28 protein-coding genes and 1 pseudogene are annotated in these 25,819 nt (G+C 59.8%); 23 read left to right on the top strand and 6 right to left on the bottom strand.

Annotation, left to right across the window (positions count from 1 at the left end; all coding sequences use genetic code 11):
* The 19 genes and pseudogenes from JN414_RS15435 to JN414_RS15345 form a co-directional block, all read left to right on the top strand.
* Positions 1–546 (top strand): annotated as a pseudogene (locus tag JN414_RS15435) (pilus assembly protein PilN); the annotation flags it as partial.
* Positions 543–1,157 (top strand): type IV pilus biogenesis protein PilP, encoded by a 615-nt coding sequence (pilP, locus tag JN414_RS15430; RefSeq protein ID WP_202208688.1) that lies wholly within the window; start codon positions 543–545, stop codon positions 1,155–1,157. The pseudogene JN414_RS15435 and the gene pilP, both read left to right, overlap by 4 nt.
* A 7-nt stretch (positions 1,158–1,164) precedes the next feature.
* Positions 1,165–2,361: a type 4b pilus protein PilO2 gene (pilO2, locus tag JN414_RS15425; protein ID WP_202208687.1), complete on the top strand. Its 1,197-nt coding sequence runs from the start codon at positions 1,165–1,167 to the stop codon at positions 2,359–2,361.
* A 70-nt stretch (positions 2,362–2,431) separates the two neighbouring features.
* Entirely contained in the window at positions 2,432–4,075 is a 1,644-nt protein-coding gene (locus JN414_RS15420) for a GspE/PulE family protein (RefSeq protein WP_202208686.1), read from the top strand.
* Positions 4,072–5,196: a type II secretion system F family protein gene (locus tag JN414_RS15415; RefSeq protein ID WP_202208685.1), complete on the top strand. Its 1,125-nt coding sequence runs from the start codon at positions 4,072–4,074 to the stop codon at positions 5,194–5,196. Before JN414_RS15420 ends, JN414_RS15415 begins: the two co-directional genes overlap by 4 nt.
* A gap of 76 nt (positions 5,197–5,272) precedes the next feature.
* Positions 5,273–5,779, top strand: a complete 507-nt coding sequence (locus tag JN414_RS15410) for a type 4 pilus major pilin (RefSeq protein ID WP_202208684.1) — start codon at positions 5,273–5,275, stop codon at positions 5,777–5,779.
* A 6-nt stretch (positions 5,780–5,785) separates the two neighbouring features.
* Entirely contained in the window at positions 5,786–6,262 is a 477-nt protein-coding gene (gene pilM, locus JN414_RS15405; protein WP_202208683.1) for a type IV pilus biogenesis protein PilM, read from the top strand.
* The gene (pilV, locus tag JN414_RS15400) at positions 6,259–7,773 is read left to right on the top strand and encodes a shufflon system plasmid conjugative transfer pilus tip adhesin PilV (RefSeq protein ID WP_202208682.1); all 1,515 of its coding nucleotides are present in this window, start codon (positions 6,259–6,261) and stop codon (positions 7,771–7,773) included. Before pilM ends, pilV begins: the two co-directional genes overlap by 4 nt.
* The gene (locus JN414_RS15395) at positions 7,770–8,561 is read left to right on the top strand and encodes a DUF1796 family putative cysteine peptidase (protein ID WP_202208681.1); all 792 of its coding nucleotides are present in this window, start codon (positions 7,770–7,772) and stop codon (positions 8,559–8,561) included. The genes pilV and JN414_RS15395 overlap by 4 nt, the downstream gene beginning before the upstream one ends.
* The gene (locus JN414_RS15390) at positions 8,558–9,265 is read left to right on the top strand and encodes a transglycosylase SLT domain-containing protein (protein WP_202208680.1); all 708 of its coding nucleotides are present in this window, start codon (positions 8,558–8,560) and stop codon (positions 9,263–9,265) included. Before JN414_RS15395 ends, JN414_RS15390 begins: the two co-directional genes overlap by 4 nt.
* 5 nt (positions 9,266–9,270) lie before the next feature.
* On the top strand, positions 9,271–9,708 hold the full coding sequence (locus JN414_RS15385; protein WP_202208678.1) for a DotD/TraH family lipoprotein: 438 nt from the start codon (positions 9,271–9,273) through the stop codon (positions 9,706–9,708).
* The gene (locus JN414_RS15380; RefSeq protein ID WP_202208677.1) at positions 9,701–10,636 is read left to right on the top strand and encodes a type IV secretion system DotC family protein; all 936 of its coding nucleotides are present in this window, start codon (positions 9,701–9,703) and stop codon (positions 10,634–10,636) included. Before JN414_RS15385 ends, JN414_RS15380 begins: the two co-directional genes overlap by 8 nt.
* Positions 10,636–11,769, top strand: coding sequence for a hypothetical protein (locus JN414_RS15375; RefSeq protein WP_202208676.1), 1,134 nt, complete (start codon positions 10,636–10,638; stop codon positions 11,767–11,769). The genes JN414_RS15380 and JN414_RS15375 overlap by 1 nt, the downstream gene beginning before the upstream one ends.
* Positions 11,766–12,128 (top strand): hypothetical protein, encoded by a 363-nt coding sequence (locus tag JN414_RS15370; RefSeq protein ID WP_237390115.1) that lies wholly within the window; start codon positions 11,766–11,768, stop codon positions 12,126–12,128. Before JN414_RS15375 ends, JN414_RS15370 begins: the two co-directional genes overlap by 4 nt.
* On the top strand, positions 12,125–13,240 hold the full coding sequence (locus JN414_RS15365) for a type IV pilus twitching motility protein PilT (protein ID WP_202208674.1): 1,116 nt from the start codon (positions 12,125–12,127) through the stop codon (positions 13,238–13,240). The genes JN414_RS15370 and JN414_RS15365 overlap by 4 nt, the downstream gene beginning before the upstream one ends.
* Positions 13,240–13,488: an IcmT/TraK family protein gene (gene icmT, locus JN414_RS15360; RefSeq protein WP_010504824.1), complete on the top strand. Its 249-nt coding sequence runs from the start codon at positions 13,240–13,242 to the stop codon at positions 13,486–13,488. Before JN414_RS15365 ends, icmT begins: the two co-directional genes overlap by 1 nt.
* Positions 13,485–13,856, top strand: a complete 372-nt coding sequence (locus tag JN414_RS15355; protein WP_202208673.1) for a hypothetical protein — start codon at positions 13,485–13,487, stop codon at positions 13,854–13,856. The genes icmT and JN414_RS15355 overlap by 4 nt, the downstream gene beginning before the upstream one ends.
* A gap of 59 nt (positions 13,857–13,915) precedes the next feature.
* Positions 13,916–14,296, top strand: a complete 381-nt coding sequence (locus tag JN414_RS15350) for a hypothetical protein (RefSeq protein ID WP_202208672.1) — start codon at positions 13,916–13,918, stop codon at positions 14,294–14,296.
* A gap of 2 nt (positions 14,297–14,298) precedes the next feature.
* Positions 14,299–16,548, top strand: a complete 2,250-nt coding sequence (locus JN414_RS15345) for a type IV secretion system DNA-binding domain-containing protein (RefSeq protein WP_202208671.1) — start codon at positions 14,299–14,301, stop codon at positions 16,546–16,548.
* A gap of 41 nt (positions 16,549–16,589) precedes the next feature.
* On the opposite strand, the gene mobF is transcribed toward JN414_RS15345, so the two are convergent.
* The 4 genes from mobF to JN414_RS15325 all read right to left on the bottom strand — a co-directional run bounded on the left by mobF (position 16,590) and on the right by JN414_RS15325 (position 20,818).
* A complete protein-coding gene (gene mobF / locus JN414_RS15340) occupies positions 16,590–19,793 on the bottom strand; it encodes a MobF family relaxase (RefSeq protein WP_202208670.1) in 3,204 nt (1,067 codons plus the stop codon).
* Complete coding sequence (locus tag JN414_RS15335; RefSeq protein WP_202208668.1) at positions 19,790–20,068, bottom strand: hypothetical protein; 279 nt, start codon at positions 20,066–20,068, stop codon at positions 19,790–19,792. Before JN414_RS15335 ends, mobF begins: the two co-directional genes overlap by 4 nt.
* Before the next feature lie 82 nt (positions 20,069–20,150).
* Entirely contained in the window at positions 20,151–20,564 is a 414-nt protein-coding gene (locus JN414_RS15330) for a hypothetical protein (RefSeq protein ID WP_202208666.1), read from the bottom strand.
* A 2-nt stretch (positions 20,565–20,566) separates the two neighbouring features.
* Positions 20,567–20,818 carry a type II toxin-antitoxin system prevent-host-death family antitoxin gene (locus JN414_RS15325; protein WP_131973940.1) on the bottom strand — a complete coding sequence of 84 codons (252 nt, stop codon included), beginning with the start codon at positions 20,816–20,818 and terminating at the stop codon, positions 20,567–20,569.
* Between the two features lie 293 nt (positions 20,819–21,111).
* On the opposite strand from JN414_RS15325, the gene JN414_RS15320 reads away from it, so the two are divergent.
* From JN414_RS15320 to JN414_RS15305, 4 genes are all read left to right on the top strand, one after another.
* Positions 21,112–21,993 carry a hypothetical protein gene (locus JN414_RS15320; RefSeq protein WP_202208664.1) on the top strand — a complete coding sequence of 294 codons (882 nt, stop codon included), beginning with the start codon at positions 21,112–21,114 and terminating at the stop codon, positions 21,991–21,993.
* Positions 21,994–22,085: 92 nt separating this feature from the next.
* Complete coding sequence (locus JN414_RS15315) at positions 22,086–22,895, top strand: hypothetical protein (RefSeq protein WP_237390114.1); 810 nt, start codon at positions 22,086–22,088, stop codon at positions 22,893–22,895.
* Positions 22,892–23,713, top strand: a complete 822-nt coding sequence (locus JN414_RS15310; RefSeq protein ID WP_202208663.1) for a hypothetical protein — start codon at positions 22,892–22,894, stop codon at positions 23,711–23,713. Before JN414_RS15315 ends, JN414_RS15310 begins: the two co-directional genes overlap by 4 nt.
* Positions 23,710–24,354 (top strand): hypothetical protein, encoded by a 645-nt coding sequence (locus tag JN414_RS15305; RefSeq protein ID WP_237390113.1) that lies wholly within the window; start codon positions 23,710–23,712, stop codon positions 24,352–24,354. The genes JN414_RS15310 and JN414_RS15305 overlap by 4 nt, the downstream gene beginning before the upstream one ends.
* Before the next feature lie 161 nt (positions 24,355–24,515).
* Here JN414_RS15305 and JN414_RS15300 read toward each other — a convergent pair whose 3' ends face one another.
* On the bottom strand, positions 24,516–24,737 hold the full coding sequence (locus JN414_RS15300) for a hypothetical protein (protein ID WP_202208662.1): 222 nt from the start codon (positions 24,735–24,737) through the stop codon (positions 24,516–24,518).
* Between the two features lie 92 nt (positions 24,738–24,829).
* Positions 24,830–25,486, bottom strand: coding sequence for a hypothetical protein (locus JN414_RS15295; protein WP_202208661.1), 657 nt, complete (start codon positions 25,484–25,486; stop codon positions 24,830–24,832).
* Positions 25,487–25,819: the final 333 nt, after the last annotated feature.

Raw genomic sequence — 25,819 nt, 5'->3', positions numbered from 1 at the left:
ACCCCGGAAATGTCGTCCCTTGAAATCGCTCATCCGCAGTGCCCCACACCAAAACTGAAAGCGGTTTCAAACAGGGGCACCAACTTTGCAACAGAGCCCAACGGCGTTACAGCCCCGTTCCAGAACGGTATCAACACGACGTATCTTGCCAATACGACGACCACACTCGCGACCAATGCCGGATCTGCCAACTCGCTGTCTCCAGGGGTTATCATGTCAGGCTTCATGGGGTCGGTGACGCCGAAGATCGTCGATAACCGCATTCTCCTGAGGGTAAATTTCCTCCTCCAGACACTCCTGTCGATTCAGACGATCACGTCCAATGGCTCCAGCCTTCAGGCGCCCAAGAGCTCAAACACGTCGCTTGATGACACAGTGGCACTGCAGAATGGTTCAACCCTCGTCCTGAGCGGATATGTCGACGACGCAACGTCCCGCACACGCAACGGTGTCGGGTCAGCCCTGAACTGGGTCACAGGTGGCGGCGGCGACGCACAGGTTTCCAAAACACATGTTGTCGTCACGGTTGAGGCTCGCACCCTATGAAACAGCTCATCACAGCAGCGATTGCTTTTACTCTGCCTGGCCTGGCGCACGCTGCAGCGCTCGATTGCGCAAAGCACCTCAACGAACCTGCCACGGGTGAGGTTCTGAGCATGGCGCAGATTGATCAGAACAACGCCTGTCTGACGTATCTTCAACAGGCAAAGGCAGCCTCCGACCTGACAACAGCCATTGCTGCGAACGAGCGCAAGCAGAATGAGAAGCAGGTCCAGGGACAGGCGCCCCGGGCGGCGCTTGATACGATGCAGGCACCGCCGCTTTCTCCACCCCCGCGTGAGGCATCGAATGAGGATCACCCCATCCCCAGAAGCGTGCCGAAGCCTCCCACCTATGACGCTCTGCTGGTTGATCCCTACAATCACACGGCGTCTGCCATTCTCAGGTTTGCAGACGGGAGCACCTCTGAAGTCTCAAAAGGGGTTACGCTCCCGGACGGAAGCGTCGTGCTCGCGGTGACGTCTTCAGGCGTCCAGATCTCTTCAAACGGGATCAGAAGCCGCCTGAACGCAACCGGCAGCCAGCCGAGCGGCACGCAGATCATCGCCATTCCGGGTGCGTCGAACACGCTCCCCCCACCGACCTACACGCGCTGAGGGGCCGATGGCATTCTTCATCCGCAGCGAGAGACGGATCTGGGTCGGTGATCTGAGGTGGCGCAGCTTTGAGCGCTCCCCCTGCCTGATGACGGTCCACAAGGTCGCCAGTGCGTTCAGCAGCAACTACTATGTGCAAAGCAGGACTTACCCGCAGCATGTCGGGTTTCTGTCTGCTGATACCGTTGACACCAAAGAGCCGTTTCATAGCCTCGCGCTGGCCATCAGCGAGAAGTTCGGGGGGCGATATTACGGCGAATACGAGGTGGGGATTGACCAGTTCTGGGTCATTGCCACCGACGAAGAAGGGCTCCCTTTGCCGGGGTCAGACGGCGTCTATCGTGAAGAGGCGATCGAAGCTGTTCGCTCAACCTTCTCCGGTTATCCGTTCGACCAGAGAGATCTTCTCTCATCCCGCGAATTTGAAGCGCTTTTAGAGGATCTTCCGGACGCACCTCTCAAGGTCCGGTCAACCTCGCTGGCCCCCCTCTATACGTCTGCGGCCATTGTCGTAGGTCTTTTCTTTCTCACCGGAATCGCATGGTACTTCTACCATCAGCATGTTCTGGATCAACGTCGGGAGCTTGCCCGAAAAGCCCTGATAGAGAGCGCGAAGCGCGTTCCAAAAGTCATCGCAAAGCGTGATCCCCCTCCGTCGGAATGGATCGACGGATGCCTCTCGATGATCCCCGTCTCTCCGTTTGCGGCCGGATGGACCCTGGATCATGCGTCCTGCAAAGGCGACATTATCGATCTGCATTGGTACCGAACCGGAGGCGATATGGCTGACGCCCCTGACGGTGAGCTGATGGACAACGGAAACGCCATCGTGACGCACCGCCCTCTGTCCTACAGCTTCAGGAAACGTCAGGGCACGATGGCGGCTTATAATGAACGAACGCTTCTCGGCATCCTGCAGCGCAACGGGGTTACACCTGCGCTCAATTCGTCAAAGCTTAATCTTCTGGTGGACGGAAGACAGGTGCCCACAGAGACGACCCGAATGTCCTTCACGCTGCAGACTGACCCTCGGGACATTCCATGGGACGCCTTTGGGAACCTCAGGGTCACATCCCTTTCACGGACGGTCCTGCCCGCCCAGTCGGCGTCGCGGACGGGTCCCTGGCAGATTCAGGTTTCATTCACGCACACGCTTGCGCCTGTCACTACCGCGCCAAAGCCATCCCCGCGAACCCCGAACTAGGTCACAGGAGCGCGGCCGACTGTCGCCCGGACCGCACCTTGTGCAGCGCCAGACCTGAGAGACCATAGAAATGCTCGCTTTTCTCAAAAAGACCACGACGAAGAAGGCCGGGACATCGTCGAATGTCCTGACCATTCCAACAGGATTGCGAAGCCAGATCCATCTCGATCCGGTGAACCAGACTGTTTATGTGAATCAGAGACTGCAGCGTTCAACAGACGCGCTCGACTGGATTACCAATACCCGCCGCCACCCTCAGCTCGATTGCCTGAAGGTTGTCTGGGAGCCGATCAGTGACGTCACAGCCCGCATTCAGAGTGCGCATGAAACGGGGAGCCATTCGGACACTGACGACGGGGAAGACGCCGAAGTCCGGGATGAAGCATTGGCTCTTCTTCGCGAAGGGGCAGAAAGCGATGTGTCTGACATCCACATCCACCGGAAGGAGCGCCACACCGAGGTGCAGTTTCGAATCAACGGCTCACTCGTGGTTGCGCATGAGCTGACGAACGATCACGCGGATCGTCTGCTGCGGGCCATGTATACAATGGCGACCTCCCGTGACAGTGCCTACAGCGACCTGTCGTTCCAGGACGCGGCGATTGCTGGCGATATTCTCAAGGGAACGGGCCTAGCCAACGTCCGTATTGTGAAAGGACCGTGCCTTCCGGTGTCCGAAGGCGGAAAGTTCATGGTCATCCGTCTTCAGTACGTGAAATCCGGAGGTAATCGACGAAGCCAGCCGCAGCAGCAGACCGCGTTCCGAACCCCGCGCAGACCTGAAGGTAAGCTCAAACTGCTCGACTACGGGTTCACGCAAAGCCAGGTCGACCGCATCCTGAATATCGCCGTCTCGCCTTCAGGCGTTCTGATTTGTACCGGCCCCACCGGCTCCGGGAAAACGACCCTGCTCTACGAGATTGCGTTGCACAAAGCCCGCACCCAACCCGAGCGGCGCCTGGTCGAGATTGCCCAGCCTGCCGAGTATCCCATGCACTGGGGTATTCAGCTCGACATCTCGAATGCCCTGACATCCGAAGAAGCCGGTCGTGAGTTCCGTGCACGCCTGCGCACCGCGCTGCGTATGGATCCGGATGACCTGTCCATCGCAGAAATGCGCGATAGCGAAGTCGCCCTGACCACGTTTGATTCCGCGCAGACGGGCCATTTTGTGATGAGCACACTCCATGTGGACGATCCGTTCGATTACCCTTTGCGGTTTCAGAACATGGACTTTGAACGCCTGAGTTTTCGCACGACCTGTAATGCCTCCATCGTCCGGGGCGTTGTCGCGCAACGTCTGCTTCCCATCCTGTGCAAACACTGTGCGCTTCCGTGGACCGTCTCTGACGAAAGACTGCCACGCAGGACATGCGAAGCCGTTCCGACGTGGGGCGATGATCTCAGTGCTGTCCGCAGAAAAGGGCCGGGGTGCCCTCATTGCTTCGGTACTGGCATCTCCGGTCGAACCACAGTTGCCGAAGTTATCGAAACGGACGAACAGTTGATGTCTGACTTCGTCAATCATGGTGTTGCCATCGCCCGGCATAGGTTCAGGGCGCGCCCCGATGCCGATCCGTCGATGGTCGAGACAGCGATGGGCCGTGTCTTTCAGGGTCTTGTCGATCCATTTGCCGTAACGGCAACCGTTGATCGGATCCGGACACGGGACGCCGTCATGAGCGAGCGACTGTCAGGGGCAAAACTGTCATGAGCCTTCGGATTGTCTACACGTCTGCGGCGGCTGAAAAGCCGCGGCTCACCCAGGATCTTGCACAGTGGATGGATATCCACGTCGCCTTTACATGGCGGACACGGGCGCGACTGTATCGGATGATTGCCATCAGGCTCCGGCAGAAATCAGAGTTGGAACGCATTATGCTCCTGTACATCCGTCAGCAGGAGCGCAGAAAGAAGACCTCCGTGCCACGGATCCTGAACAAAGTGCTGCATCGGATGGCCGCCCAGGGCATGAGTTTTGCCGAGGCGCTGAGACCTTTCATCCCTCATGACGAATACATGATGATCCTCTCTGGGGAGAAAGGACAGGATATCGCCTCTGCGATGGACCTCCTGTGCGATATCAAAACACGGGTGGGTCGCATCATGCGGGCCGCCAGAAGCGCGATCGGCCAGCCTCTGATGTATGTCGGGATCATCTTCGCGTTTCTTTACACGATCGCGAAGATGGTCATCCCGTCGTTACTCATGAACGGCGGCATGAAGATGAAAGCAAGCACTTCGCAGGAGGTTCTCGTTTTTGCCAGTAGTCTTGCGACCGGCCTGAATGGTATCCTGATCCTCAGCGGCCTTGTTGGGGCATTGGTGATGCTCTGGCTCAGTCTCACAAAGCTCACAGGCCCTCTCCGGGTGATCCTTGAGCGCGCAGCGCCGTGGTCCATCTATCGCAACATTCAGGGTTACATCTGGATCTCGAGCTTTATTGCGCTGGTTCGGGCCGGGATGACAGATACCGAAGCCCTCACCCATCAGATGCAGGTTGCCACACCCTGGCTTCGAGAACGCCTCGAAGCCATTCTTGACCGTCTGGGTCCAAGGGGTATGTCCCTGCCCGAGGCTATGGAAGATTCCGGGTTTGCTTTCCCGTCTCCCGAAGTCATTGACGACATCGAAGCAAGCTGGGGCGGCACAGGAGCCTATGACCGTCTCCTGCAGTCCAGTCGCGCCTGGGCTGATGAGATCGAGTTCACAACCCTGGAGCAGGCAGCCGCGGCAAAAGGCTTTGCCAACGCCATGATGATGCTGATTGCCGGCGCATTGATCGTAGCCTCCAACAACATCGGTTCGGGCATGAGCGATATCGGCCCGATGTAACTGATCTGCCGGTTGTGTCCGCACTCACAAAGAGCCGTTCGATAATGCTCCCAGGACCATATCAGGGAGAATTATCATGGATCAGATTGTTTCACTCCTTATCAAGGCCGGGGCGGTGCTTCTTGCACTGATCGCCGTCCTTGTCGGGGGCTATGCCGTGTTTGCAAAAAATAATGGCAGTACCGCAGCGTCACAACAGAGCCAGCTCGCGACGAACATCAGCGGCTATATCAATGGCGGCATGACGACCCGTAGTTATACCGGTCTCGATAATTCCGTAGCCATCAAGGCGGGGCTTGTTCCCAAGTCAATGCAGAATGGTGACGGAACGACCATTCTTGGCCCGTGGGGCAACTCCCAGGTAACGATTGCCCCGTGGAACCAGGGCCATTCCGAGGCCTGGACGAATGTGGACGGTGATGCCTGCGCCACCTTCGCACGAAGCCAGAATGCTGATCGCGTGGCCATTAACGGCTCCGAAGTCGCAATGTCCGATCCCCAGGCCGCAATCAATATCGCGAATAACTGCAACGCAACCTCCGGGGTGTCGCAGGTCAGTGTCACTTTCGAATATTCGAACTGACGACGGATGGCCTATGTCTTTCTCGCCTTGGCTCTGGTGATCATGGCCGCAAGTTCAATGGATGGCCTCCGGGTCATCCAGCGACAGAACCTGCCGTCCCCGCTGGTGTCAACGACTGGGACTGCACAGGCCTGGCTTGCTTACAAAGCAGCCCTGCTTCTCTACGTCGAAAACCATCCGGCAACCCGATCCTCCGTGCCTCTGAGCGCCTTGACGCTTGGCAGCAACGCCGCCCTCGTCGCAGCCGCACAGAACAGCATTATGGGGACGGGCCAGTCAGTTTCGGTCATCGCGTGGATGCCGATGGAAGCTGCAGATATATCGCAGGCAATCCTGCTGGCGAATGGCGATCTTTCCCTTGGAACAGCGCGAAGCGGGCACTGGTTCACCCCAGCCTCGGGTGACATGGGAGCCCTTCCCGTCGCAGTGCCAGATGGCGACGCCGTTTCCTACATCAGCCTGAGCGGCACGGGATATCAATGAACACAATCGTCGCACTGATGATCGCCACGGTGATCGGAATCATGATCCTGCCGCGCTATTACGCCATGGTCGAGAATGGCACGCGTCAGGGAAGCCTTGCGGTGACCGCTGGCCAGTTCCAGGACCTGATCCGGGCGGCCGGACAATATGAAAACGCGCACACCAGCGAACTGACGGCTGCTATTCCGGTCGGCGGGACCACGCAGATTGCGCTGTCAACGCTCATCAGTGAGCACGACCTCCCGCCTGCATTTACGGCGACAAATCCGGATGGACAGGCCTGGAGCGTCTATATCCAGCAACCAACCTCCGGGGTGCTGAGTGCTGTCATCGAGAGCAGCGGCGGTACGTCCTACATCCCGAAGGACGAAGTCTCTGTCGCGGCCATGACTGGCCATCAGGGTGGCTTTGTTCCCTATGACGGCATGCTGGGTGGGCTGACGGCCGACACGGCCTACGGTGCAAGCGGAACCTGGCGTTTCAACATGGCAGGCCTCCCCAACCCTGGCCCCGGACATCTTGTTGGTCTGGTCTCTGCCGGCGCGGGGTCATCAGACGCTGGCGTGACGACGAACGACTATCTGTATCGCACCGCTGTGGCCGGACACCCCGAGTTGAACACGATGCGAACCCCGCTGGATATGGGCGGCAACAGCGTCAACAACGCGAACGATGTCAACGCGACACGCGGCGTCTTCGCCGGAGGCAATCCGAACGGCGGCTATGGCGGCGTGAAGGTGGCGAGTGCCTACCTGTACGGCGACGACAATAATGCTGCCGTGCGCACCCCAGGCGCTGTCTTTCTGCAGCATTATGATGGGTCATCGGCTGATCTATGGGCCGGCCAAGGACATTTTGGTTCTAACATCGGGACGCGCGGATATGACCCTTATGTGGGTCTGCCGACCGGCTGGGGTGGGGGCGTCCATAGTTGGGATGGCTATTTCGAGGGTGGCCTCGGCGTCGGTACAGGCGGAAACGTCAGCACCTATGTGAACAATCAGGGATATGTCAGCATCGGCGATCGCCTCGAAGTTCAGAACTCGGTGCGCGTGATGCAGAATGGCTGCGCCTTCAATGTCGGCAATGCGTGTTTCTATGGCGACAATGACAATCTCGCAATCCGGGCACCTGGGGCAGCCTATGTTCAGCACGCTGACGGCAGCGCGGCCGATCTTGGGGCCGGGAATGTTTCCGCCACCACTGTTCGGCTAGGGACCGATAACGGCAACGCGTGGCCAGGAAACGGGTGCAGTCCCAACGGCGCATTAGCAACCAAAAATGATAACTCGGGACTGCTTCTGGTTTGTCAGAGCGGTGTCTGGCGTGCCCCGCAGGCTCAGATTTCAGGGTATGTGCCCACCACCACAAACGGTTTTGCCGGTTACAACCGCACCAACAGCATCACGGGCGGGTACAGCTGCCCTGCCGGCACAGAAGACCTCGGGATCGAGACCATCTGGTACGGCAATTATGGCTACTCAACCCTTCACTTGTGCAGCGCCCAATGAGCAACGCCCTCACGCGGCCCGAGACCACGCTCACGCCTGACGTTTCAGGCGTGAAGAGCGGAACCTATGACTTTACGCCGGAACTCTTCATGTCCTTGCGCACAACCCTGCGTCGATACAAACATCGGCGCTCCTCCAAGATGCCGAATTATGGCGTCAGAACGATTGGAGGGCACCGGGTCAAGCATGTGATTCCTCTGGGAACACACTGTCTGCCAGCAACCATTCTCCGGAACGCCGATCTGCGCATGGGCGCCTTACCCTTCGACTGGGTCCATGCGACCCCAGGGATGATCCGCCACTGTCTCGAAACCGATTTTTTGGATTTTCTCCCGAAACCGGGCGAAGACGGTCACGCTGCGTTCCGTGATCGCTTTGGGGTGAAGGACATGTTCCCCCATAAGGATCCGCAGGCCCCTGAAGATCGCCACTATTATACGCGGTGTATCGACCGGCACCGGCGTTTGATGAAATCCAGGAGCGGCAAGCTCTTTGTCATGGTCTCCCGGCCTTCCAATCCCATTGGCTGGCATTTCAGGGAGCTGGTTGACCTGATCAACCGCCTCACGCCCAACGCCGAGCTTCTGGCGATTCAGCTTCTGCCACAGCGCGACAACGGCGAAAGCGTGGGACTTGAACTGTCTCAGGAACGGAATGGATCGAGGCTGTATGACTTCAGGCCCGTGTCCGACGAAAGCGCTCTTGGCTATTTCCCGGACGTCCTCGACGAACTCATGATCCTGCGACTGATCTATCAGTATCACCTGCATCCGGTCGCTCTTCCATGACAGCACTTCCGCCCTGTGCTGCACTGGCCGCCCAAGCCTATAGCGTGCCGGTCGCATCCATTGAGCGTGTCATAGATCATGCGTCGGGGCCGGGCCTTGGGGTGATGAAAATCGACCCTCGGTGGTTGCCTATTCTTCAGCGCGCCGGATTTGATCCTGAGGAGGTCCGGTCCAACGCCTGCATGAACATTGCGGCCGGAGCATGGATCCTTGCATGGGCTGGCGCAGCCCGCTCGTCGCCCAGGGGTTCGGAGCAGGACAAGCCGGTGTCACCCCCTGCCACCGGCTTTACAGGCTCTCTTGGGTCCTGTGTGACGCATGCTGCCAGACAGTATCATCTGCCTGAACTCCTCTACCGGGCCATTCTGCTCACTGAGGGTGGTCGGGTCGGACATATCAGCCGGAACACGAACGGCACGTATGACATGGGGCCTGCCCAGGTCAATTCGATGCACCTGCCAGAACTCGCCCGCATGGGGATTACGCGCGAGCAGATCATCAACGATGGTTGCCTGAACATTCATATTGGCGCCTGGGTTCTGGCTGGCGCTCTTGGGGGGCACACCCCAGACAACGCCGCAGAATTCTGGAGACGGGTCGGCAATTACAATTCCAGTACCCCCAAGTACAATGTCGCCTATCAGCGAAAGGTCTGGAAAAACGTCCAGATCGCTGCGCACTCACAAACGTCTCCGCCATCATAGGCGGCATGTGGCAAATCCCTCTCTGCCGACCCTTCGGCCTTACCCTTCTGCTGCTGTCAGGACTCTGTGCCTGCAGCAAACAGGCTGCTGCGCCTGTGCATCCCTACGATCAGGACATGAATCATATTCTGTCCGCACTCGACCAGATTGGTGCCGTCCGTTTTCCTCTGGTACGGGCAGGCTCTGTTCTTCCGGCCGAGATGAACCGACCTGTCAGATGGCAGTGGCAGGGCCCGCTCGATGAGGGCGTCCGGCTGATCGCAACACGGGTCGGCTATCAGACCGATATCCCGCCGTGCGCCGCACCGCCGATCATAGAAGTGGATCAGAAGACGACCACGCTTGGTCGCCTGCTGGACGAGATGGCGGCCGCGTCAGCGGGTCATGCCGACATCTGGATTGATATCCCTCATCACACCATAAGGATTTCCTGGAATGCGTAAGCCTCGGCGCTCCGCCTGTCGGGCAGCCCTTCTTGCGGCATCACTTTGTGCGGTCAACGCCTCTGCACACGCCGAGCCCCCTCAGGATCTTCCTGTCCCGGAGATACCCGACGGCAACCCGGAAGCGGGCAATGCAATCGACACGCCTGTCACCGGTGCAGCCGAAGCCCCGGACATCCCTGACGTGGACAGACCACCATCGCTCGAAGCGATGATGGCCGTGCGTCCCGGCTACTCTCCAAAACAGGAAAGCGGCAATGGACGCGACAGCGCCGTGCGCAGTGCGGCATGGGCCTATGGCGCTCAAGGCGGGCGGGCCGCAGAGTCCGACTCGATCAATGAACTCCTGCGCCGATATTCCCATGTTCTGGACCAAAAGATCGACTTCCGCACTTTGGTGCTCCCTGTCGGCAACGGTAAGACCCTTTTCCGCCCTCCCGTGGTCACCGAGGCGCAAATGGCGGTCGCCCTCGATCCAAGTGGCCAGACCGCCCGGGAAACAGGAACGATTTATCAGATTACCCGCCATGCGCAGCTTGTGACGGCCGTGCCGCAATGGCGCACATGGCTTGTCCGCACTGTCTCACCCCCTTCCCCGCCAGCCGACGCGGTCCGGCCACGCACACCGCATGAAGTTGAGGTCTGGAGATCCGGGGTGGCTTATGGCTGGGCAGCCGGACAACGGCAGGCAGTCGAGATCTTTCTCGATGACCTGTCGCGCATGGAACGCGATGTCATGGGCATGGGCCGTTACAGGGTTCTCTTAAGGGCCGGAAAAGTAGCAGCCCCGGAGGTCTCCCAGCTGCACCGCGACGTACAGGGTGGAGCAGATCTGATGCGTCTCGACGACCGGGAGCTTCGCATCCGCAGTCAGCCAGGTCTCGATGCGAACCGCGCGCACTGGCACGTTTCAGAAGGAGGCCAATAATGCCAGTTAATCCGGCTCCCAACACGCGATCCCACGATCCCGAGCGCATTGCCAGCCTGCTGATCGGCGTCTGCGTCGGAATTGCTCTGTTTTCGTTCCTGCTCTGGTTGAAGTTCCATACCCAGATCGTCAAAGCCGTCCTCTTCGTGCAGGGCTATGAGCTGAAACTGATTGGCCTCTTCACGCACCGTTACGACCCGGTCCTTGTCAATCTTGGGGACGCCATCCCTGAGCGTGTTTCTGCATCGACCCTCTGGGAACTTTGCACCCTGACAGGGTCAGTGCTCCGATGGCCCGCTCTTGTTCTGCTTGTCGTTCTCGCCGCCCTCTGCCTGACCCGAGCGCCGCTGGAACGTCACCGCAAGCGGTTCGGTCTCGAGGGTATGCAGAAAGCACTCGCGGAGATCCATCCCCTCGGCGCAGCGTGGCTGGGCAAAGGACTAAAGCTGGTGCGCCCCTCACCTCCTGAAGCGCCATTGGCGCCTCTCGATCCTGCGCTGAACCTTGAAGAATGGCGTGCACGATACGTGCGAGGCAACTCACCTGCCCAGCTCCGCGAGACCACTCTTCAGGCGCTGGAGGCGCAACTTGGTCGTCCCTGGCGTGGGCCCCTGGAGGCGTCGGTCGCTGAAAAATGCTTGTTCGTCGCCTTCTCGTTCTTCATTCAGCGCCGGAAAGATGAGGCACAGAGTGTCCTGGAAAACCTCTCTGTGCAGCTGAAAGGCACTTTGAAGGACGGAGCGCCATCAAACTTCGCGAAAGTGTCGAAATCCTTTGTGGCTACCCTTGATAAGCAGCTGAAGAAGGAGAGCTTCCGCTCGACGCTGAAGATCGCTGAGCAACATGCCTTTACGCGACCAGCACTCCTGTCGCTTCTCCAGGAGGCACGCCTCAAGGCCGGCGTCGTCAACCCAGGGCTTTTCGCAGCCATCCAGTTCCTGGACCGCGACCTCTGGCTCGTTCTCTCCGCAGCGTCCTATCCGCGTGACGGACTCCCACCTTACGTCATGGCGATTGCCGCCTGCCCGGAAGCGGCAGCAGCACTGGCACACTGGAAAGCAGAGTGCCTTGCCGGACGCCCTCTGACGACACCCCAGATCTCCAGCCTTCTCAAGACTTTCGGCGCACCATGACTGATTCTGTAATTTTTAACCTCATGCCTGATTTCATCCGTGCGCGCATTGCGGCTTACACCCTCCGGGACTGGGTCGCAGAGCATTATGCCGTACCAGCCCTTCAGCTCGATCGTGCGATGACACTGACACTTGTTCAGCTCGAACATGCAGCGTCTCGCAAGACCTTTTACGGGTATGACGTTTCCACGGCTCCTGTGTCCCTTCTTGAACCGATTTCGCGTTACATGGACGCGCTGCTGCGTGGGGTGTCGCCTGAAGAAGACCGCGAGAGCTTTCCCAAGGATCTGGTCCGGACCCACCAGAGAGTGATCCATGAGTTCGAAACACTGAACCGTCTTGGGAACAAGGCACGATGAGCATGTTGTGGCCGCACGACGGCGAGCCTTTGCGGGGCCATACGCTGGACCAGTTCCTGATCTGGTGCTCAGAGGCCGAGTGCTCCCGGATCGAGATCCAGACAGACACCCCCGTGATGGTGCGCCTTCATGGCGAAAACCATCAGGTCACAAGCGATGGCAGTCTGCCGGGGGAAGTCGAGGACGCGGTCAACTACATTTTCCGGTCAGCGACGGGAGTCACCAACCTCAAAAACGGTGACCCGATCGATGTCGGGCATACAATCTGGCCTGATCGCAAAAAAAGGCGATATCCTTTTCGCCTGAATGCCGTCAGCTCGCAGGTCGGGGCGGATGCAGGGATTTCGCTGACCTTCCGGCCCCTGGTTGACATCCCCCGCCCGCTGGAGGACCAGCACGTAGAGCCTCAACTTCTGGACGCGCTGCATGGAGAACAGGGCATTTTCCTGATCTGCGGCGCCACCGGCTCGGGGAAATCAACGCTGATTGGCGGCATCAACAGGGCCCGGCTTGAAGACCCGGATATTCACTGCAACCTGATCGAAGCGTCAGCCCCCCTTGAGATCCTCTATGATCGCGTCGAACGTCGTAACTCAGCGGTCACGCAACTTGAGATTCCCCGGAACCTCCGGAGTTTTTCCGAATTTGTGCGCGCGTCGATGCGTCGGGAGCCAACCGACATCGTCGTGGGCGAGTGCCGTGATCCCCAGACCATGGAAGCGTCGATCCAGGCCGGAATCTCTGGCCATCGCCTCCTGAGCTCTCTGCATACGAACAGCTGCTCTTCCACTGTCCGACGTGTTCAGTCGCTCTGCCCCGCTGATCAGCGGGACAGCCTGACAATTTCGTTCGTCGAGAACCTCCGTCTTCTGGTGAACCAGAAGCTGCTGAAGTCGACCGACGGCAAGAGGACACCCATTCGGGAGTTCCTGCCTGTGACCCGTGCCATTCGAACCCGCCTGCTGGACGCCCCCCGGGATCGCTGGCCGAATATCACGCAGGCCGCTGTCGAAGAGCACGGACAGACATTCGCTCAATCCATCGCTGCAGCTGTGAAACAGGGCAGAATCACAGAAGCCGTCGCCGCCGCTGCCATGAAGGAAGAAAACTGATGTGGCGCTTTACCGCGGACCCGGTCCGCCTTCTCATTATCGACGCCCGTGCGCTTGCACCATTTGCTCTGTGGATCGCTCACATGCGCGAATGGACGTTTATCCTCGCCATAATCGGGGTCCTGTTCTTCAGCGTGCTGGCATGGCTCGGCCTGACGCTTCCCGTGGCCGTGCGCATGCTCCGGGTCATTCTGTGTGGCCCGGTTCGCCCTCGTCTTCCCTCCTGGAAAAAGCGTGATTACGCATGAGCGATCTTGATGACCTGGTGCGGTGCTGCACGACCCTGATTGAGACGCAGGGATACCGCTTCGAGACGGGCATTCCAGGTGTAGGTGCTCTGCCGGCATGGCGTGTTACCCAGACAAACGTGCTTCTGCCGGTATTGCTCCGGCTCGCTGAGGCGTTCTGGAGATCTGAAACAAAAGGCGCCGGCTTCGGCCTCAAGCTCGAGCCAGACACACTAAGCGTGACGGGCTACACACTGACCGGGCTCTACCATGTCCCGCTGTCGATCGCTCTTCTGGCGCTCAACGCTGTGCTCAGAACCATTGCCGATGCTGAAGGACGCATCACCCTCGAAGCTCTGACGACCTACACCCAGACGGTCACGGGCTGATCCGCACTCACAAACGCCTGTCAGATACTGCACAGGCGTCTAACTTGCTGAGGTCCGCGATGATCATTTCCGTTCCACCTGAGACACAGTCTGTTTCTATTCGTCGTGAAGGGGAACGGACCATCATCGTTCTCGACCACGACACGCTTTCAGAGGGGGCTGACAGTCCGCGTCCCCTCCCGGCAGAAGAGATCGCCACTGAACGGCAACCACAAAGAGCCAGACGCATCCCCCTCCCGATGATCGCTGGCGTCTGTCTGATTGTTGTCGGTGCCGCCGTTGGCCACCGGCTGTGGTCGCCCGCGAAAAGCAGTGGCCCACATACAGCCGACACCTTGCAGATGCCGCTACTCCGCGCCCCTGAACCCGCGACACGCCGTTCCGTACCCGCGGCGCCTGACGCTGCCCCCGTGCCCAACACTGCGTTCGGACTGGAATAATCATGGCGACGATCAGGCGCCGTATAGACGGTCCGCAGGATTTTCACGAACAAAAGGGTGGGCTGGCATTCCGCGACACCCGCAGCGTTCCTCATCAGATCGCGGAAATCCTCCGATCCGGGTTCTCATCCATCGGGCTTGTTGCCATGGCCGGCGTGACCGTCGCTGTTCCCGCGCTGACAACCGCCATCGTACCATTGGCCGTCGCCTATGCAGGCTATGTCCTGACGCGGCCGGTGACGTTGCCCCTTCGCTTGCCGGCCAACGCGAAGGGAAAGGACTACGGCAATCCTCAGCCCGACCCAAAACGACCTGGCGTCGAAATCCCGGGCAAGCCTTCTGGAGACTGGCTGATAGGCTGGGATGAAGTCACGGCCCAACAGGTCTGGCTGTCCGGCAATGACATGACGATGCATGCCATTCTGCCCGGTTCAACCGGGTCCGGCAAAACGCAGTTCATCTATAGCCTTCTGTGCAATGCCCTGGCACAGGGCGGCGGGTTTACGATTGTCGACGGCAAAGCCTCAAACAACCTTGCCTTCTCCGTTGCTGCCATGGCCAGACGGTGGGGCCGCGAGGCGGATCTGCGCTTCATCAATATGATGGTCTCGGCTGGCGACAGAAAGACCAACACCTGGAACCCCTTCTCCTCCGTTAACGCTGAGGGCATGACCGAGCTTCTGCTCACGCTCTTTCTTCCGGAAGACAAGAAAGGCGGAGGGGGTAACTCCGCGCATTTCCGCGACAGAGCGGAGGCGCTTATTCGCGGCATGTCCTATGTCTTCGTCTGGGTCCGGGACAACCTTGGCATTCCGATCATGTCCGAGACGATCCGCACGATGTTCTCTGACATCGTGAAGCTGCGCGATCTCTACCAGGATCAGATCTTCACCTACTATGATGCAGACGCAGCCGAGACGCGCACAGTCAAACTGCCCCCAGAATTTGACCGGACCATGCTGAACCCTGTCCGCGACTACGTGACGGAAACAGGCGGCTTCTCAAACACCAAGAGCGTGGGAGACCAGGACAAGGTTCGCGAGCAGCATTCCTATGTTGTGGGTGGTTTCGGCAAGACTTTCACCCAGATGAGTTCCACGCTGGGGCATATCTTCCGGTGCAATATCGGTGATGTGGACTTCCGGGACGTCATCTTCAATCGGCGTATTCTCGTCGTTCTTCTCCCCTCGCTCGAAAACCACCCGGACACGAACGCCGCCCTGGGCAAGGCGGTCATCACGGCGCTACGTTACGCGCTGGCGGCAGCACTCGGGACCTCAATCGAGGGCGACTATGAGGACCGCGTGGTGAACCGCGCGTCGTCCTCCACGGTGCCCTATCCTCTGGTTCTGGACGAAGTCGGTCAGTTCGCGACACGCGGGATCGACGCAATGATGGCGTTGGGTCGCGAGCTGAACATTTCCCTGCTGATCTCGTTTCAGGAAGTAGGCACCCTCTACGCCACGCTCGGTAAGGATTTGACCGTTCCGCTTCTCGGCAATCCCAAGCTGAAGATCTTTGAAAATATCGAGGACTCTGGTCCAACCCGGGAGTGGATCGAACAGTCAGGTGGAACGATGCCTGTCAGCGTCCTCCCCGGCTTCGACAGTTCCAACCCTCTGGGCGTCTATGCGGACCAGCAGCGCGCAGACATCCGGGACGTCAAGCGGATCTCCTGGAGCGATGTGCAGAACCTTCGACAGGGGCAGGCCATCATTCTCTTCCGGGGAAAGCGCATCTACACGCGACTGTTCTATGCCGGCATCAAGCCAGAGGGCGTGAACAGGGTGTTCCCCACAGTTTCAGCGGCTCCCGCTCCTGAAGCTCCTGTTTCGGAGGAACCGGCCACAGAAGCAGCTGACGTGGCTCGGCGTCTTCAGGAAGGGCGCGATCGGATCGAAAAGGGCGATCTCCGGCCGTTGACCGGAGTTCTGGGAGAGCTGTATCAGCGGCTCGGCGTCGTTCTCAACACGGAAGGCACGCCCCTGCAGGACGCCAAGGAACTCCTGAACCTTCTTTTTCCGGACGAGACCTCGGCGGAAGACAAACCTTTTGCCAAGCTGTTTGAGACCCTCGTTCCTCCGTCCGCTCAGCTGCCCCGCACGACGGAGCCACTTCATCCGGATCTGGACGAAGCACTCCGAAGCGAACTGGTGACGTTCGAGACGGCGCTTGGACTGGATGAGCGGGCGGCCGTCGAGGCCGTCACGCATGCTCTGAATCTTTATGCACGTGGCAAAGAACTCGCATAGGACCTGAGGCGGCATGTCCCGTGCCGCCTCCTTCTTCAAGCCTACATCCCCCGTCCTGTGCCACGAACCCGCGTGCGATCACGCTCCCGCTCTTCTGCCTGTGCGACGGCGCGAGCCCGCTGCAGCCGGTCTTCGGCCTGTTGCGTCCTCCGACGTTCCTGCAGATCTTCAACCCGCCGCGCTGCATTCAGGGCGTCCTGCGCGGCATAGCCGGCCTTGCGCAGCTTTCGACTGACATCGTCCCACTGCGCGCGCGGGACATCCCGGATCGGGGCTTCCTCAACCTGACGACGCACCTGACCGCCCGGTGACTGCCCCTTCTGCCGGGTCCGCTCATTGACATGGTTCTGCCGGATCCAGCGCGTATTGGCTTCTTCGTGCGCAAGACGGGCTTTTGCCAGATCCACGGCCAGGGACTTGTAGGGATGACGCCCCATGTCCGAGGCCAGACGGTCATACAGATCGTTGACCGTCACCGGCCGGATATCACCCAGAGCCCGCGAAAACGTCTCGGCCTCCCGGAGGGATCCTTCCGACACGGCCGTCCAGCAGCGATGGACATGCCGGCTTTCGGCAACGTAGGAGGTAAAACCTGTCATGGCCGAAGATCCACGCGGCATCGCGTTGATATGCTCATCGGACGTCACACCCTGTGCTGCATCGACCGTCATGGCGTGACCAAAGCCCAGACGGACGCGTCCGGTCTTCGGGTCGGCCAGTCGGGTCCAGGGTACGAGCCCTTCCCGTCCCTTCGCATTCTGCAAAACCAGTCCCTCGTCAGACCAGCCCTTGACGGTCGTGAAGTCGCCGTTCGAACCCAGATCACGCCAGCGGCGCCCATGCGCTGTGTCCATCCGGACGCTGGTTTTCGCAAACAACCGAACCCGGTCGCCAACAGCGAGAGGCAGCTCATAGGTGACGCCACGCTGATCGATGGCGGCCTTGACGATCTCCGCCTGCCCGATCTCGCCACGCTTGCGCAGCCGGTCGCGGACGGCACGGCTGAGATCCATGACGTCTTCGTTGGTCGGCGCCGACATGGTGATCCCCCGCTCCGATCCGGCCTGGGTCAGCATGTCGCGGCGTCGAAGATACAGGTCAGCGATCTGCTCGACGACCTGCTCATGGTCGCCGCCCACAAGTCGGATCGTGCCGTCCTTGCGCTTCATGTCGATGGCTTCACGCGCCCGGGCGATATCGGCTTTCTTCTGCTCGTCCTCGGTTTGGCTCAGATCACGGCCAGGACTGCGAAACATGCTGGCAATCTGCCGACCTCGCGCGGACTTCTGGCGGATCGTGCTCAACAGCTCCGGACGCGCTTCTTTGGGCATCACCCGCAAAAGCAGTTCCACGGCATCGCCAGCCTCGATCGCCTGGGCCTGTTCCCGGTCGCCCACCACCCGAAGGGCAAATCCTTTTTCCTGCTGAAGCTGGAGGATCTCAAGCAGCTGACGCGGGGAAACCTGACTGACTTCATCAAGGACAAGAACCGACTGCCGATCGAGGACAATCTTTCCCTGCGCCAGACCGTCCAGAAGGGGAGTCATCGCGTAGGTCTGGGAAATGCCTGCATCCTTCAGCGCATCGGCCTGACGCCAGGCAATGGCCGCGCCAATGACGGTGCGGCCATCCTCCTGCCAGGCATCGACCAGAGGCTTCAGCAGCGTCGTTTTACCGGAGCCGGCGACACCAATCAGGAAACCCAGACCACCCGCCTGACCCAGCGCATTGATGGCCGCCAGCTGCGCGGCGCCGTGTGCCGGCTCGCGCGTGAAGTCGAGACCCGACCGGGCGACGGCTGCGGCGATCTGCTCGTCACTGAGCGCGCCGTCCCGCGTCCGCGCCGAGAGGCCGGCAAGACGGGCCATATCCTTTTCAAGGGCGATCTGGGCGCTTGTCGCGACCCGGAGGCGACCATCCTGCTCGCGCTCAAGGAAGCGGACCTGTTGGCCGTCGATCTCAATGCCGCGCTCTTGAATCAGGTCAGCAACCCGTTCGACGTCCTCCATCCCCTCAATGCCAGCCGCAATGAGACCGTGCGCGGCATGGGTGCGGAAGGCGTCCCGGTCGATGACAGCGGCCGTGCGAAATTCGTCAGCCAGCATTTTGGCCGCGATCCCGTAAGCCTTTTCGAAACGCTCCTGCTGGGACAGCAGAACTGTCTTCTCATCGGTCAGGACCGTGTCGTGGTGCCAGCCAATCTCATCGGCCTCCTCCCGCCAGATGTCCCGCTCATTGCGTCCGGTATATTTGTTCGACCGGTAGGTCAGATTGGCCTGATGCAGGACCTTGAACTTCTGCTCGGCACTCATGGCCTTCCAGTCACCGCCCTGCCGCTTGACGAAGGCTTTGGCCATGCGCTCGGCCTGCTTGCTCCGCTTTGAAAACAGCTCGCGGGCTTCTTCGGGGATGCCGTTCAGAACGACAGCCTTACCGCGTGCATCCACGTCCACCCGAATACCCAGCTTGCGAAGCTCGGATGCCAGCTCGGCCTGGAAGTATCCGCCAAACATATGCGACGTCATCCGGGTCACGCGCTTGCTGTCCAGAGACCCGAGGTGCCCGCTCTCCGTGGCGACCGCGTTGAACATGATATTATGGATATGCGCCTGTGGATCCCCCGGCACCAGAACTTCCACCGCCGCCGTGGGGCCTTGTGCGCCATCCTGGATCTTCATGACCGGTCGTGCCGTGTAGTGGCGGAACGAGACCCAGCCAACATCTCCGCCTTCGTTGTACGAGACGCCCCCCTTTCCACGTCGTGCAATCCCGATCTCCTTGGCGATGAATGCCATGGCACGGTCATTCGCCTGATGGATGGCGGACCAAATGAGGGCCTGCTCGGCTTTCGTGGAAGCGAACTCTGCAGCAAGGGTGACGCTCTTGTCCGGGGCGGCCGTGAAATCAATCCCGGAAATCTCCCGGTTCGCATGAGCCCCTGCCCACTTCTCACCCGTGTCAGCGCGCTTGCCCTCAAACAGGCGTGCGAGGGCTTCATCGGTCGGGCGCGTCGTCACATCGATGCCGAGCTGACTGGCAATCCGTTCGCTCATATCAGGGGCCCAACTTCCGCGGGCATCGCGTCCGGTGTAATAGGAGTTCAGGCGATCACCGGATTCAAACTGGCTCTTCTCGCCGTTCCGCTCGAACCGGGCATCCTTTGCCGGCTCCAGCTGATGCTCCCGCAGATAGGCGACGATGAGCTTCCCGGCCCCGGCCGCAGAAAGCTTGCGGTAAGTGATCATGCCTGCTCGGCCGCCTCGCCGCTCCCGCGCTCAAGCCTCGCAACCTGTTCGCAGAGCTGCTCCAGGACACTGCCCTGCCGGTCCAATGCGTTCGCCATGCGAACCATGACCTCGTGCAGGCCCTCTCCCTCCTGTGGCGTATCAGGCGGGCTGACCAGCTGATGGATCTGGGCAAGCATTTCCCCGAACTGGTTGAGACGGGTCATGACAAGCAGTTCAAACTGGCTCTGCCCCGTCAGGGGGTGAGGCTGCGTAAAGTCTTCGACGTCAGACACGGATGGTCAGCTCCTTCTTACTGAAAGAGGCATTCTCCCATCCTGGGTTGTGAGTGCGGTCGGCGGGGGTCAGCAGGACGCGTCAGGGATGACGGGCCACACGCCTTGCCTGCGGGAACAGGCTGCGGAACTGCTCCAGAACCGTCCGCATGAACGCCTTGCTGAACTGCCCTGTCACGGCGGACTGCCGAAGGTAATACGAGCCTTTGACCGGATCGAGATTGTACTCATCCAGCATGAGCCACTGACTGCGGTTCTGATCGAGCGCCGCACGCGGCTTCTCCGTTGCCGGGATCTCGATGGCGTGTCGTCCCTCCGCTGGCTTCTGCGTGGTGAGAGGCAGCAGCAGAACATAGTCCTGACCATCCCGGCCGACGAACAGCACGGCTACGGCGACTGGCCGGTCCTTGCGCCCCTCTGCCTCACCCTGTGCATCCTGCCAATGCCACAGATAGGGGTAGTGCAGAACCGTACCGGGCTCGAACACGGCGCTCACGGTCAGCGCTTGTCCGGAGACAGGAACGCATCAATCGCCTGCGCGACATCCTCTGCCAGATCGGCGGGCATATCGGCCGTAGCTCCAGACACGCGGCGGTCGGGCTGCGACTGTCTGAGCGCCTCGTACTGCTCGACACTCAACACCACCAGACGGGGCTTTCCGCGCTGGCTGATGGCGATCGGTCCCTGGAGCGCGCTGGCGATAATGTCTCCCGATTTCCGGGACAGATCACTGGTTGAAAAGGTACGCATTCTCAGGCTCCCGTCTGGGCTAGACATACATCATTGCTGTCTATGACATGATATACAGCAATTACAGCACGACGGAAAGCACCCTCTCAAGAGCATCGAACATCGCCCGCTGATCCGGTTGCCTGGTGGTCCCGCAGGGACCGCACCCGAAAGGGTGCATTTGTATATGGAAAAAGAAAAAACCTGCAACGATCTTGCCTCGATCTTAGAACGACGGCGCAGCGATAATGGCACGATCTTTGACACGATGCGAGGGTAATGCTAGGCGTAGCTCAACGAGGAAGGACGCAGACATGAGTGCAGCGATGGCAGTGGGGGGAACCGACGGCGCAATGTTCACCGCATTGCTGGGCTGTCAGCGCGGAACATGGGCGCACTCTCCACTTTTCCAGTGGATGACCAATAACTATGAGGCGATGTCGCAGGCCATCACGGGCAAAAAGGTCCGCTGGCAGAAGATGAGCGAGGCTGCGGAATCCGCTGGCCTTACGAATGTGAATGGAGAGCCGCCAAAGCCTGCGACTGTCCGCAGTACGTGGTACCGTGTCCGCAAGGCTGTCGGTGCGATGCAAAGGCAAAAAGAAGAAGCCCGCAACACAGCTTTGGCAGCTCGTGCCGCAGCCCGCGCAGCCTCTCAGGCACAAAAGCAGGATGACGCTGAAGGACGGGAGACACTGAACCATCGCATGGCGGAAGCCGATGCGGACCTTCGCGAAAAGCAGTTACAGGACGCCCGCGATCGCAGCCGGTCAGTCCTGTATCCTGAAACGGTCCCGCAGGTACGGACTGAAGCCGCCCCGCCAGAGGAACGTGAGGCCGCTCCTGCCTTAAAAATCGGACGGGTGGCCGAGTTTGTTGTCATGAGAAAGCAGGCTCCACGCTATGGCAGGGACCGGGACATTCCTCTGCCACCGCCCTATGTTGGTCCACGTCCCGCAGGAATGCCGAAGGATCTGCCACTTGAAGCCCTCATGCCACTTGAGGCTTCTGGGCGAACCCCCGAGGGCAAACTCGACTTCGAGCAGATGCCGGGTCTGCCACGCCGATCCTTCTTTGACAGAGACCGGGAATGGGCACTTGCCTGCCTACCCATGATTGAGGTCATCCCCCCGCGCGAACGGAGTAAACCTCTCAAAGCGATGTTCTGTCTTTTGAAAATGAAGATCGGACGCTAATCCGCGCCCACCTGCGCTGTCTGCACTCACAACGGGATCTGGGAAAATGATCGAGCCGTCTCTGGCGGATCATTCAATGTCAGGAACCCAATGTGACCGAAAAACCAAAACGCCTTTCAACGCCTGAGCTGCATGAAGCGATTACAAAGTCTCTCGAACTACGCTCCCTGATCAAGGCCGGACGTGGAAATCTTGGTGGAACGACTTGCCTCGCTCCGCTTGCGGAGCGAGCCATTTTTCAGGGGCGGCCTCTTCTTCTGGGGGACGGAGATGTTCGTAACCCCGGCATTTCCCTGTTCAAGGAGATTTATAAAACTCACGGGCTTCCCTGCCCTTCGAACGAGGAAGCCGGCCACCTGAAAGAGTGGTTTGCCAACAGCTTCAACGAAGCGGCGATGCGCAAATCATCTCTGCTAATCGACATTGGGGGTGGTGACAGAACCTTGGAGGAATGGGCCGCCGAAGATGACATCATCGGTGCGGCGGATGCTGTCGGTGTTCCGGTCACAGGCCTGTTCATGTGTGGCTCCCAGCCCGGTGACATCGCCTATCTTGAAAAGCTGTGGGCCAGCGGCCAGTTCCGGCCCCGCCGTGGCATCATCGTCCTCAACGAATGGACCGTTCCGGCCGGGCATAAGCCGGACACTGTTTTCAACCCGATCATGAATGATGAGCGCCTTATGAACGTGGCGGGGATGGAAACTGAATTTCTGCGGATTCCAAAGCTATCCTGCATGAAAGAAGTACTGGCGAGTGGCCTGACTTTCCATGACGCCGCCGCGGGTAAGCCGGGACAGGACGGAACGCCCCTCGGTCCGATGCGTCAGTGGCTTGTCAAAAACTGGCTGGAGAAAATCGAGGAAAACATCTCGGATGCGGGTATCGAAGACTGGCTGCCATGAGAAGGAGCCGCAAATCCGAGCCGGATCTGCTCGACCGGCTGAAAACAGGCGCTAATCCCTTTGGAGGGATTGGCAACCGGAGGTTTCTCGACCTCCTTGCAGACGGAGAGCAACACTTCGTCTGTTACAATGCAGTGGGGGAAGCTGAGCATCTTGATGTGACCGATCTCGGCGTCACCATCCGCTCCCTCTCCACCATCCGGTTTCCGGTGGGGGTATCGTTCTGGGAGTGGGAGCCCAATGGAACGGAGCGGCTTCCGCCGCTTCGAAAAAACAGCGTGCCGACCCGTTGTGGATTTCTGGTGATCGCGGATCAGTCAGGGCAGCGGGGGATGTTGCATTATGCAGACTACCGTCCGCGCATGAAACTACACGGCAGGCCCATGGCAACAGTCTATCCGGTTTCTTTGACGTTCGATCTCCGGGATGACTGCGCTCCACCGGACACGCCACTCTTTTTTGGCGATGAAGGCCATTACACCCACCAGCCTGATCTTCCTCCCGAGGCTCTGACGGCGTTTGACGTCGAGGCGAGCCCGAAGGATGCGGCGGCGCTGATGAGCCATTTTGGAGCGACGCCCTCCCCGCTCTACAAAAACAATCCTGAACTCGCCTTCCCTCAGGATGTGTCTTTGTTCTCGTCGAAAGACTGGGAGCTTTTCCAGTCCTTGGCCGATGACCTGATTCATGAGGCCACACCGTTTATGTGCATGCAGTTGGTCATTCGGGCATCGCATGTCCGCAGTTGGGCCATCGAACAAGGCACCGGGGCGGGGCTTCGGAAGGTTACCCTGTACGATACCGAGGTCCTGACATGAGTGAACTCACCGACAACGGGACGCTTGACGGACTGGCCGAGGCGGGTCGGCTGATGGAAGAAGCCGCCCGGCTCGATGGCATTGATGAGCATTCTCCTCTTGGGCGATGGATCAGAGCCCAACGCAAGGGAATGGACGCCTTTGCGCGGGTTGTTCTGTCGTGTGCCTCTGAAATGCAGGATTTCAGAGGGGAAGCCCGCGACATCATCGAGATGGCGAAGCAGGAACAGACCACGCTGCGGGACCAGTTCATCGAAAGCCGTCAGCAGGTCGAAAAGCTGGGGGAAGTCGCGGCGCGGAATGTCGAGAAACAGGAACTGTTTCGAGACCGCGAATTGCAGGCCACGCTCGGGCGGATCGTCTCTGGCGTGACCTCGGAGCTGCGCAAGGAAGTTTTCGACCAGTTGCGGACGGAAATTCCGACGCATGAGCGCCAGTTTTACAAGGAAGCCCGGTGGCGCGCTTATGTGCGGATGACCCTTGCAGGAGCGGTCCTCATGGGCCTCGGCTTTGCGTCTGGCTACACGTATGACGGCTATGCGGCGAGTGTCGGTCGCTATTGCGAGGAACATCAGGCGTTCGATACGAAGGGCGCATCATGGTGCCAGATCGTCCCGCCTCCGATCCTGCCGAAGTCCTGAGCGGGCTCTTGCACACCCGCACCAGGGCGAAGCCCTGACGCAGCATACTTCACAGCCGCGCCTGCGCGGTTGTGTCCATTTTGGCGCGGTCTGACCGGACAACAAAAAAGGCGGCTCCCAGGGGAACCGCCTTTTGCATGTGTGGACCTGGCCGAGGCCGGTCAGGCGAGGCCGTTCGAGGCGGCCCGGATCTCGGCAGGGGTGGCACCAGCGGCGCGCGCGTCTTCTGCGGCCTTCTCAATGCTGGCATCGAAGCGGGTATTTTCCAGAAAGGTCATGAGGGCGTCCGCGATGGCGAAGCCACGCGCAAGGTGCTCCAGCCGTCTCAGGGGGAGGCTCTTGGCGCTGGCGTCGGGGACATAGTGGGCGAGTGCGTGAGACATGGGACAGGCTCCACGACCGGGCGGGGCCGGTCGCTCTTCGATGTGCAAGGGGACAGGAAGAGGCCGCGCCCTGTGGGCGCGGCGGGCCTGACTTAGAAGCCCATGGCGTCGGCCTGAACGGCGGCGACGTCACGGGAAAGGCTGCGGCCATTGTCGCGGGTGTAAGGCTTCCACGCCTGACCCATCAGTTCCTCATAGGCGGCACACGCGCCGGAAGCGACGCAGGACAGCGCGTAAGCCTTCGCGCCGTTCTCGGCGGCGATGCGGCGCAGGCCGTCCACGCGGTTATCTGCCCCATCCACGCCCATGCGGTCTTCGTCGCGGTCGCCGTTGGCGTAGCTGTCTGCGGCATCCTTGGCGATCATGCGGCGGTTTTCATAGAAGTTCGCGGCGCCATAGGCGGAGCGGATGAGACCATCCACCACGCGGTCAAGGTGCATCCGCAGACCGTTGAAATTCTGCTCGCCCCGGATATAGGTCACAAGGATGGGAAACATCAGGTCGTATTGCTCGCGGACCATGTTGGACCCTGCCCCGGTCAGCTCATCAACGTCACCGGCCTCGACACCGAACGCCAGCACGATTTTAGCCATCTGGTCTTCAGACGGAACGAGGCGAAGAATGTCGGCCAGACCCGGAGAGGCAAGAGCCTTGGTGCGGCGTTGGGCTTCGTTGAAGCGACGGACAGCGGCGGGGGAGTAGTTGCCCTGAGAAGCGTTCTGGGACATTGTGTTGGATGCGTCGGACATGAAATGTACCTTTCTAGTCTAGCGAAGTCCCGGCTTGGTGTTCCAGCACTAACCGGGGCGCTTTGTCTTAAGGGCCAATCCCTCTCGACAAGTAAAATATAGCCTTTTCGGCCTTTCATGACAAGAGAAAAAACGCATAAAAGCGTCATAAAACGCGCTTTATTTTTGCGTGACAAGTAAAAAGATTTCTTGATTACTTTATGAATACCTGTCGTTTTCCTAGACCCATCCTGACCGTGCGGCGAGCACACTGACGGCGACGAGAGTGGAACGACGGTGGCGTTTTCCTGAGCCCATCCTGCCACCGGCCAAGACGGGCGACGGGACAGGCCG

It is taken from the genome of Gluconobacter sp. Gdi (assembly GCF_014132155.1).
Taxonomy (GTDB): Bacteria; Pseudomonadota; Alphaproteobacteria; order Acetobacterales; family Acetobacteraceae; genus Gluconobacter.
This window is presented reverse-complemented; position numbering and strand designations above follow the sequence as displayed.

Coding starts and splice junctions, on each gene's coding strand:
- JN414_RS15410 (WP_202208684.1), top strand. CDS start 5,273: ATGGATCAGATTGTTTCACTCCTTATCAAGGCCGGGGCGGTGCTTCTT.
- JN414_RS15325 (WP_131973940.1), bottom strand. CDS start 20,818: ATGCGTACCTTTTCAACCAGTGATCTGTCCCGGAAATCGGGAGACATT.
- JN414_RS15380 (WP_202208677.1), top strand. CDS start 9,701: ATGCGTAAGCCTCGGCGCTCCGCCTGTCGGGCAGCCCTTCTTGCGGCA.
- JN414_RS15420 (WP_202208686.1), top strand. CDS start 2,432: ATGCTCGCTTTTCTCAAAAAGACCACGACGAAGAAGGCCGGGACATCG.
- JN414_RS15365 (WP_202208674.1), top strand. CDS start 12,125: ATGAGCATGTTGTGGCCGCACGACGGCGAGCCTTTGCGGGGCCATACG.
- JN414_RS15320 (WP_202208664.1), top strand. CDS start 21,112: ATGAGTGCAGCGATGGCAGTGGGGGGAACCGACGGCGCAATGTTCACC.
- mobF (WP_202208670.1), bottom strand. CDS start 19,793: ATGATCACTTACCGCAAGCTTTCTGCGGCCGGGGCCGGGAAGCTCATC.
- JN414_RS15390 (WP_202208680.1), top strand. CDS start 8,558: ATGACAGCACTTCCGCCCTGTGCTGCACTGGCCGCCCAAGCCTATAGC.
- JN414_RS15310 (WP_202208663.1), top strand. CDS start 22,892: ATGAGAAGGAGCCGCAAATCCGAGCCGGATCTGCTCGACCGGCTGAAA.
- JN414_RS15345 (WP_202208671.1), top strand. CDS start 14,299: ATGGCGACGATCAGGCGCCGTATAGACGGTCCGCAGGATTTTCACGAA.
- pilO2 (WP_202208687.1), top strand. CDS start 1,165: ATGGCATTCTTCATCCGCAGCGAGAGACGGATCTGGGTCGGTGATCTG.
- pilP (WP_202208688.1), top strand. CDS start 543: ATGAAACAGCTCATCACAGCAGCGATTGCTTTTACTCTGCCTGGCCTG.
- JN414_RS15375 (WP_202208676.1), top strand. CDS start 10,636: ATGCCAGTTAATCCGGCTCCCAACACGCGATCCCACGATCCCGAGCGC.
- JN414_RS15395 (WP_202208681.1), top strand. CDS start 7,770: ATGAGCAACGCCCTCACGCGGCCCGAGACCACGCTCACGCCTGACGTT.
- JN414_RS15350 (WP_202208672.1), top strand. CDS start 13,916: ATGATCATTTCCGTTCCACCTGAGACACAGTCTGTTTCTATTCGTCGT.
- JN414_RS15385 (WP_202208678.1), top strand. CDS start 9,271: ATGTGGCAAATCCCTCTCTGCCGACCCTTCGGCCTTACCCTTCTGCTG.
- pilV (WP_202208682.1), top strand. CDS start 6,259: ATGAACACAATCGTCGCACTGATGATCGCCACGGTGATCGGAATCATG.
- JN414_RS15370 (WP_237390115.1), top strand. CDS start 11,766: ATGACTGATTCTGTAATTTTTAACCTCATGCCTGATTTCATCCGTGCG.
- JN414_RS15300 (WP_202208662.1), bottom strand. CDS start 24,737: ATGTCTCACGCACTCGCCCACTATGTCCCCGACGCCAGCGCCAAGAGC.
- JN414_RS15305 (WP_237390113.1), top strand. CDS start 23,710: ATGAGTGAACTCACCGACAACGGGACGCTTGACGGACTGGCCGAGGCG.
- JN414_RS15415 (WP_202208685.1), top strand. CDS start 4,072: ATGAGCCTTCGGATTGTCTACACGTCTGCGGCGGCTGAAAAGCCGCGG.
- pilM (WP_202208683.1), top strand. CDS start 5,786: ATGGCCTATGTCTTTCTCGCCTTGGCTCTGGTGATCATGGCCGCAAGT.
- JN414_RS15295 (WP_202208661.1), bottom strand. CDS start 25,486: ATGTCCGACGCATCCAACACAATGTCCCAGAACGCTTCTCAGGGCAAC.
- icmT (WP_010504824.1), top strand. CDS start 13,240: ATGTGGCGCTTTACCGCGGACCCGGTCCGCCTTCTCATTATCGACGCC.
- JN414_RS15355 (WP_202208673.1), top strand. CDS start 13,485: ATGAGCGATCTTGATGACCTGGTGCGGTGCTGCACGACCCTGATTGAG.